General features: G+C 39.9%; 8 protein-coding genes and 2 pseudogenes. All 10 read left to right on the forward strand.

What is annotated here, in order from left to right:
• Positions 1–279, forward strand: a pseudogene (locus HMPREF3091_RS01935) (hypothetical protein); the annotation flags it as partial.
• Between the two features lie 64 nt (positions 280–343).
• Positions 344–1354 (forward strand): beta propeller repeat protein, encoded by a 1011-nt coding sequence (locus HMPREF3091_RS01940; protein ID WP_070713740.1) that lies wholly within the window; start codon positions 344–346, stop codon positions 1352–1354.
• Between the two features lie 297 nt (positions 1355–1651).
• Positions 1652–1963 (forward strand): hypothetical protein, encoded by a 312-nt coding sequence (locus tag HMPREF3091_RS22435; protein ID WP_139146185.1) that lies wholly within the window; start codon positions 1652–1654, stop codon positions 1961–1963.
• 27 nt (positions 1964–1990) lie between these two features.
• Entirely contained in the window at positions 1991–2260 is a 270-nt protein-coding gene (locus HMPREF3091_RS01955) for a hypothetical protein (protein ID WP_070713748.1), read from the forward strand.
• Between the two features lie 17 nt (positions 2261–2277).
• Positions 2278–3300, forward strand: a complete 1023-nt coding sequence (locus HMPREF3091_RS01960; protein WP_246839941.1) for a beta propeller repeat protein — start codon at positions 2278–2280, stop codon at positions 3298–3300.
• A gap of 327 nt (positions 3301–3627) precedes the next feature.
• On the forward strand, positions 3628–4080 hold the full coding sequence (locus tag HMPREF3091_RS01965) for a hypothetical protein (RefSeq protein WP_070713892.1): 453 nt from the start codon (positions 3628–3630) through the stop codon (positions 4078–4080).
• 458 nt (positions 4081–4538) lie between these two features.
• Positions 4539–5552 (forward strand): beta propeller repeat protein, encoded by a 1014-nt coding sequence (locus tag HMPREF3091_RS01970; RefSeq protein ID WP_246839942.1) that lies wholly within the window; start codon positions 4539–4541, stop codon positions 5550–5552.
• Between the two features lie 1091 nt (positions 5553–6643).
• Positions 6644–7207, forward strand: coding sequence for a YagU family protein (locus tag HMPREF3091_RS01975; RefSeq protein ID WP_070713751.1), 564 nt, complete (start codon positions 6644–6646; stop codon positions 7205–7207).
• A 163-nt stretch (positions 7208–7370) separates the two neighbouring features.
• Positions 7371–8042, forward strand: a complete 672-nt coding sequence (locus tag HMPREF3091_RS01980; RefSeq protein WP_070713755.1) for a class I SAM-dependent methyltransferase — start codon at positions 7371–7373, stop codon at positions 8040–8042.
• Positions 8043–8368: 326 nt separating this feature from the next.
• Positions 8369–8439: pseudogene (locus HMPREF3091_RS22795) on the forward strand (MmcQ/YjbR family DNA-binding protein); the annotation flags it as partial.

Raw genomic sequence — 8439 nt, forward strand, 5'->3', positions numbered from 1 at the left:
TGGGTGGGCCGGGGACATAGCTGGCAGCAGGTGGCAAAAGGCGGCTCCACAATTCTGTGGAATGAAACCGTGTGGTTTCAGGATAAGCTGTGGCTGAGCTCAGATTATCAGTTGCAGATATGGGACGGCAAAGTCCTGGAACGACCTATGGATGGCGATAAAAAAGTCGTGTTATCAGGCCATATTGATGCCCGTGACGGTGTGCTGATTGTTGCGGGGACATATAAAGTTGATATGTTTGATGGTCAGCAATGGCACTCCATTGTTAAACCGTACTGACAGGTGATGGTCGCCCTGGTCCAGTGAGACCTCGGCCTCACAGTTAAATTATAAGGTAATTGCTATGTTAATCCCTAAAGATAAATACGACATTATTTTTTCTGGCTATTATATTATTGGCGTTGCGGCCGGGAGTAATGGATGTATTTATTTGACATTAAGAGAAGCTGCTGACATTGATCCTGTAATGGAAGAGCGTCGGGCATTAAAAAGAATTGTCACTTTTCATTCTGATAAAAGTATTGATAATTCATGGAGATTTATAACATATAAGAATATGAATAGAATACACTCTGCCACAACGGAAACACCATCAAATCAATATGTAGGGGTTGATGTCCGTAGAGAAGTGTTGGTGATAGAAAATGATTTTTCTGGACTTGAGGACCCAATTCCCGAAGGAAGACCGGTCAGAAATTGCCGAACAATTTGTGGAAGATTATATATTGTTGGAAGTGCTCGCTATGTTGTCCGCAGGATTGATAAAAACAATTGGCAAACATTAAGCAATGGCATTAAATTACCAACAAAAGAGGAAGTAAAAAATAGGCGTGGAGAAATGTTATTTCTATCTGCCGCTGGTTTCGATTGTATTGATGGCTTTTCCGAATCTGATATTTATGCTGCTGGTGGCAAAGGTGATGTATGGCATTTCGATGGCGATGAATGGCGTCAGATTCATTTCCCGAGTAATATGATTATTGAGTCTATATGTTGTGGTCAGGATGGTTATGTATATATCGGAGCACAAGGTGGCGCAGTATTTAAAGGCAGGGATAACCAATGGAAGATGATCTTTCGTGGACTACTGTCATTACCGTTCAGGCAAATGGTATGGTTTCAAGATCGCGTCTGGGCAACATCTGATTATGGTGTATGGCAAATAATTGGGGATGAAGTTATTGAAGCAGATCTACCCGCGGTAGTAAGAATGTGTTCTGGCTATATCAGCTGTACCGAAACAACGCTGGTTCTTGCCGGAGCCTATGGTGTCGCCCGACTGGAAAATGGCCATTGGGATATCCTTGTGAATTGCGTTCGGGCGGAAAAAGGTGATTTTAGTTCGGATCAGTAATTATTGAATGCTGGGTATTTTTCACCACTAATAACCTCGCAAAAACGGCATCATTTTCATCGGCAACTGAATGCACATCTTGACAGCTTGCGTGCAGCAGGTCAGGAAGGCTGACGGTGAAGCATTTGTTTGCTGGCTGTTAGCCCTGGAGTCGGATAATCAGGTACATATTAATATATTACATAATTTACCTGCCATTAACCGCTCTCAGCTACTACGAAGTATGGCTGAAACTGTTGCCTGGATACCCAAATTTCAGGCCAGATTTTTAGTGCAGCAAAAGATGAGCTTGACCGTTTGCCAGGTAAAATCGAGCAGATATTAAAAGATGCTGCTGATAAACCTGAAAAAGCAATGACAGATATGATGTCGCTGTTAAGCCGACTTAACTCCTGTACTAGAGCCAAAAAATGTATTTTTGTTCCCTATAATCAGGCTGAGGATTTAGACGGGCATGGATGTTGTCCCGGACAGACAGGTCATCATGTTTTACCCGGAGCTATGTTTTATGACAATACAAATTGTCCTAACTATAAGAATGATAGTAGTCAAGCTCATAAAAATGCCCCCACGATTTGCGTTGAAGGTACAACAAATAATGCCGAATAGGGAAGTCATGGTCAAATACATAGTAAAATGAGCAAAAAAATAAATAATTACAAGAAACCTGTTTTTTTTAAATTCGGCGATCGTAATAAAATTGATTATGAAGATGCCAGGGATATGGCGATTAAAGCTGTAATGGAAACTTTCCCTGAGTCTCTATGTAACCCTAAATGTCTAAAGGAACAATTAGATCAGTATTATAGCAAAATGTGCAAGCCTAATATATTAAATGCAAATAGTGGTATGGGAGGAAAACAGTCACGGCCATTCCCTCATGATCCTGTGATTGCCTCAAAATAACACTTAAGAGATTTTTTATGATAATCACTCAAACAGAATATGAGAAAATATTTACAGGGTTCTATATTAATGATGTTGCGGTAAGAAACACAGGCTACATATATATAACAGCACGAGAAAAAGTTGATATAGATCCAGTAATGCAGGAGCATCTGGCAAAGAAAAAATTTATTTCGTTTCTTTTTGATGAACCATTAGGTAAACAATGGGGGGCTAGTGGGTATGAAGGTATGGATAAAATATTATCAGTCTCGGCCACAGTACCTTACAGCCAGTATATTGGCGTTACTATGGAAAATGAAGTTTTTGCTGTTGGCAGTGGCTTTGTCGGTCTTGAAGCACCTATTCCATATGAATTTGCAATTAGGAATGTTCGAAATATTGGTGGCCGTGTTTATGTTGTGGGTTGCGCGCGTAGCGTCATACGCAGGACTGACCGAGATCAGTGGGAGATGTTAAGTAAAGGAATTCAGTTGCCTGCACAAGATCAAATTAAAACAGTCTACGAGCAAATGTTATTTCTGGACTCCGCAGGATTTAGCTGTATCGATGGTTTTTCGGAAACTGACATTTATGCCGCTGGAGGTAAAGGTGATGTCTGGCATTTTAATGGCAATGAATGGAAGCAAATTCACTTTCCTAGTAACATGATTCTTGAGTCTATCTGTTGTGGTCAGGACGGTTATGTATATATCGGAGCACAAAGTGGTACTGTATTTAAAGGCCGGGATAACCAGTGGAAGATGATCCATCAGGGGATACTGTCATTACCCTTCAGGCAAATGGTATGGCATCAGGATCGCGTCTGGGCAACATCTGACTATGGCGTATGGCAAATAATCGGAGATGATGTTATTGAACCCGATCTACCTGCGGAAGTAAAAGTGTGTTCTGGCTATATAAGTTGTACCGAGAACATACTGGTTCTTGCTGGATATTTTGGTGTTGCCCGACTGGAAAATGGCCATTGGGATATTCTTGTAAATTGTGTTCGGGCAGAAAAAGGTGATTTTAGTTCGGTTCAGGAATTATTGTATTGAAGCATAGCAGGAGTGGTTCGATTTAATAGAATTTGAATAAATTGCAACCGGGATTAATATGGATAAATTAGTCGATACTGACATTATAAAACCATTGGTACAACAACATGCAAGAGATGCTGTATTACCAAGTATGGCTGAAACTATTGCCTGAACACCCAAATTTCAAACCTGATTAATACTTAAACGCTGGTGTTTAGAGAAGATGCTCGAGGCCTGCTTATACACGACAGGAGCAGTGGATTTCATTCTAGAAAACGAGATAGGTGGCTTTGTGGGAGCAGTAATGACTGCATGGGAAATGAGCGATATTTTGAGTTAATGCTAATGGAGCAGGTAAATATTTTTTCTTTGGTTGCTATTGATAGCGTTGGAGAAGCTCCGGAACAATGTTACTCGGAACTCCTGATTTATTGCAATAAAACGGGAGTTATTATATGGGGGGCTGTCCTTGAAGCGGCTGTTTGGGTTGATAATAATCGTTACCTCCTATTTTTAACTGATGGTCTTTTATATGAAAATGGTTTAACCATTTATCTTTTTGATATCAAAAAAGGTATTCTGGAAAAGATAAAATTAATATCAGCATATGGCGATGGCTATTTTGAGAATATGGAAGTAGATTCTAACTCGGTTAGCTTTAATTTTTTTGGGAATTATAAATGGACGGTAAGTGTTTTTAATAAGCCAAACATCAGGATTCCTTTTACGGAGTCATGGGTAATATGTAGGGATTTTAAATTAAAAACTTATCTTGAAGTAACAAAAAAAGCCATATAGTGATATGTTATTTATCTACATTTAAATGAGTATATCTTTGGTAAAATATACGTAACTCGATAGTTATCAGGACAAAAATTCACGCGCCAATAGAGAAAATAAAAAAATATCTCAATGACTGGATGAATCAGGGAAGATACAAAGTATTCCTGAGTGGGGATCATACAGGAAAATAGATAGAAAAAAAATAAAATAGATGATTATAGATAACCCGTGTTTGAATGGGGAGATAAAGAGAACAGTATTAGCTACGATGATGCTTGTGATATGGCAATAGAGTCAAAACATTTCTGTAATCTCTATGCAAGCGTAAATGTCTTGAGAAATAATTAGATGACTATTATAACAACATGTGTAAGCCTAATATTTTAAATACAAATAGTAGCATGGGAGGAGCACAATCCCTTCCATACTCTTATCCTGGAAAGAATAAATCAAACTAATATGAGATTAAAGACATGCTTATTACTCAAGACGAGTACAATGAAATATTCAAAGGGTTTTATATTAATGGTGTTGCGGTAAGAGATAATGGTTATATTTATATAACCATTCGAGAAAAACGAAACGATATAGCCCCAGAATTAGAAGAACATCTGGCAAGGAAAAAATTCGTTTCCTTTTTTTTTGAAGAGCCATTAGGGGAGCAATGGGGGTACAGCGGTTATGAAGGAATGGAAGAAATATTTTCAGCGACAACCAGTATTCCTTTTAGTCAGTATGTGGGCGTTACAATGGCAAATGAAGTTTTTGCTATAGGAAGTGGTTTTAAAGGGCTTGAAGATCCGATCCCATATAAATTTGCCATTAGCAATACTCGGGCTATTAGTGGACGTGTGTATGTTGTAGGATGCGCACGCAATGTTGTTCGCAGGATAGACAGAAATAATTGGGAGAGCCTAAATAAAGGTATCCATCTACCGGCACAAGATGAAATTAAAACGATCCGTGAACAGATGTTATTCTTGAATGCTGCTGGTTTTGATTGCATTGATGGTTTTTCTGAGGATGATATCTATGCAGCAGGCGGTAAAGGTGATGTCTGGCATTTCGATGGCGATGAATGGAGACAAATTCATTTCCCTAGCAACATGCTCATTGAATCTATCTGTTGTGGTCAGGATGGCCATGTCTATATTGGTGCGCAAAGTGGTACTGTATTTAAAGGTCGAAAAGATCAATGGAAGATGATCCATAGAGGGGCGTTAACCTTGCCGTTCAGACAAATGGTATGGTTTCAGGATCGCGGTTGGGCAACATCTGACTATGGTGTATGGCAAATAATCGGAGATGATGTTATTGAAGCAGATTTACCAGCTGAAGTAAGAATGTGTTCTGGCTATATCAGTTGTACTGAAACAACGTTGGTTCTTGCCGGAACCTTTGGTGTCGCCCGACTGGAAAATGGCCATTGGGATATCCTTGTGAATTGCGTTCGGGCAGAAAAAGGTGATTTTAGTTCGGATCTGTAAGTATTGTATTGATGTATAGCAGGAGTGGTTTGATTCAATGGAGTTTGAATAAAATTACAGCCGAGATTCATATAGATAAATTAGTCAATCTGACATTATAAAACCATTGGTACAACAACATGCGAGAGATGCTGTATTACCAAGTATGGCTGAAACTGTTGCCTGAACACCCAAATATCAAGCCTGATTAATACTTAAACGCTGGCGTTTAGAGAAGATGTTTGAGGCCTGCTTATATACGACAGGAGCAGTGGGAGACACACTCTGCCATAACGCATACAACGTCCGCACCTAGCAATCAACGGCCATGTAAACCTTGGTGGCTGGTGGCTGGTGGCTGGTGGCTGGTGGCTGGTGGGGAGTATAAACATACATTGCAAATGCTTACATGGCTGGCTGGTATGCAGATAAGGATAAGTAATTGAAGGTTAACTACTTGATTTAATGGTGCCGATAATAGGAATGAAATACACACTTTAACCAATTGATCTTAAGCTATTTTATAATCAATAAACTTATAGATACCCCCTAAAGTACCCCCATGTGATTTTCTCTAGCCTCTACTGTAGTTTTTTTTGAGGAAATCTCACCTCATGATTTATCTAATCTCAGCATGAAAAAATTCTCTCTATATAAGCAGAAAGTGGTCGGTTAGGTTGGTTAAGTCGGTTATTCAATCTAATGCACTGATAATTGAAGATAAATTTTCCGCAATTTACCCGACTTAGGGGTCGGTTAATATCCGACGAAGGTAGGTTAAGTTTTAGTTTGATGCTGTGACTGGTTCAAAGATATGGCTTCTGGAGTAGCTAGATGGACTACTGTTGAGTTCCCAGACCAGAAGATAGTGATGAGGCGGGATAAGGCTGAGGAGCTGATGAAGGCACTCAAGAGAGCGATTGATTATGTTGATGCAGGGATCGAGCATCCGAACTCGCGTTTCTTTGATGACGACTGATTGCTGATCGGTTGTCCAGCGCTGGAAAAATTAACATATCAAATAAAGTTAGCTAAATCGGTTAAGCTAATAATGGTTATTGTTCAACTTGACCACTAAAACAACTAAATATTTCTTTTGTAGGGGATGACAGGTGAAAATTAAAGACCTATTCATAAGGACACAGCCAAATCGCCGCCATTATGGTGTTGCAATTTTTGTCGGTATCATTGCTGGTATCATGTCCGCATTCGTTAAATGGGGTGCCGAAGTACCATTACCACCTAGAACATTTACTGGTGGCCGTGATGAATTCAACCCACCATTCCTGTTCCTTAGAGACTACTTAGGCATAGACCCAACTGCTACTGTTTACACTTTCTCTGAGCACATTATCAATCCCGTGATGATTACTCATATCATCTTCTCGCTGATATTCGCTATCGGCTATTGTATCGTTGCCGAGATATTCCCAAAAGTAAAACTCTGGCAAGGCGCCTTAGCAGGTATTGTGGCTACAATCGCAGTGCATTGGATTAGCTTCCCATTGCTCGGGTTAACGCCTTCCCTCTCGATGCTTCCAGCTGATGAGTATATTTCTGAGCTATTTGGACATATCGTTTGGTTCTGGGCTATCGAAATGATTAGACGTGATCTCCGTAATAGAATCACACACGAACCAGACGCGGAAATACCACTCGATAATCCATTCCGTTAATTTGCCATGGGTGCTGGCTCTATTGTTTACCCCAGCACCTTTTTATTATTAAATCTAGGTTTTACACACCACATGCCTCAACCCGCCATCAAACCTTTCCGTTTGATCTCGATAGAATAGACTGCTCTAATGATACTATGATGAATAATAACACATTGGAAATATGAAAAAATCAACGACTGCAGGATCACAAGCCTATACACCACTTACTTTAAAGTTATACGATTGGTGGGTTCTGGGTATTTCTAATAAGTATGCATGGAAGTGTTCTACCAAAGAAAAATTAATACCTCACTTCACTAAGCATGCTGGAGTGGAGCATCTTGATATTGGCGTTGGCACTGGGTTTTACCTACCCTATCTGCCTAGCACTACTAATATCTCTCTCATGGATCTAAACCCAAGCAGCCTCGCAGCTGCTAGCCGTAGAGATAGTGCAATCAAAATTAAAGAATGTATCCAGCATGACGTCTTTGAGACAATTCCCATTAAATACCATGCGAAGTTCGACTCAATCTCTATGTTTTACTTATTGCATTGTCTACCGGGTACATTAAAAGAAAAAGAACGAGTTATTGTAAATGTGGCCAATGCTCTGAAACCCGACGGAACACTCTATGGTGCAACAATTTTAGGTGATTCTGCCGCTCATAACCGTTTCGGAAATAAGCTGATGAAAATCTATAACTCAAAGGGGATTTTTTCTAATAGGGAAGATTCTGAGCAAGACTTACACTCGGTGCTCTCCTCCAACTTTGTTGATGTGAATGTAGTTCGCGTAGGTAAGGTTGTGATCTTTTCGGCCAAAGGACGTGCTTCCAATAGCAGAGATTAATATAAGGATTATATGTGAGACTGAATACTATCTTAGCACTTATAGCTCTGCTATCTGCGATCTTGGTTAGCGAGTGGCTCGTTGAGGCATGGTAATAGAATTACGTCACAATAAGATATGAAAGCCATTTTCATTTTTTTCATAAAATTGCGAGCCACTGCATCGGACTCTCACCTACGGCAGCATGCACTTTTGACGAATTCTGCGGAAAGGCTATCGAATGATGAGAGCCTACTCCGGCTAATATACCAAGATACCGTCAACAGGTTTTCAAGGGCTAGAGCATTCATTATGCCCCCATCAACGAAATTAATAAGGGAATCATCATGAAAAGAGAGGCGCTGTTTAAATATGCTCACGAGCACTATAAATCTGAACCGGAGTATCTATGGAAAAA

The sequence above is a fragment of the Hafnia sp. HMSC23F03 genome (assembly GCF_001816025.1).
GTDB classification, from domain to species: domain Bacteria; phylum Pseudomonadota; class Gammaproteobacteria; order Enterobacterales; family Enterobacteriaceae; genus Hafnia; species Hafnia paralvei.

Coding starts and splice junctions, on each gene's coding strand:
- HMPREF3091_RS01940 (WP_070713740.1), top strand. CDS start 344: ATGTTAATCCCTAAAGATAAATACGACATTATTTTTTCTGGCTATTAT.
- HMPREF3091_RS01955 (WP_070713748.1), top strand. CDS start 1,991: ATGAGCAAAAAAATAAATAATTACAAGAAACCTGTTTTTTTTAAATTC.
- HMPREF3091_RS01960 (WP_246839941.1), top strand. CDS start 2,278: ATGATAATCACTCAAACAGAATATGAGAAAATATTTACAGGGTTCTAT.
- HMPREF3091_RS01965 (WP_070713892.1), top strand. CDS start 3,628: ATGGAGCAGGTAAATATTTTTTCTTTGGTTGCTATTGATAGCGTTGGA.
- HMPREF3091_RS01970 (WP_246839942.1), top strand. CDS start 4,539: ATGCTTATTACTCAAGACGAGTACAATGAAATATTCAAAGGGTTTTAT.
- HMPREF3091_RS01980 (WP_070713755.1), top strand. CDS start 7,371: ATGAAAAAATCAACGACTGCAGGATCACAAGCCTATACACCACTTACT.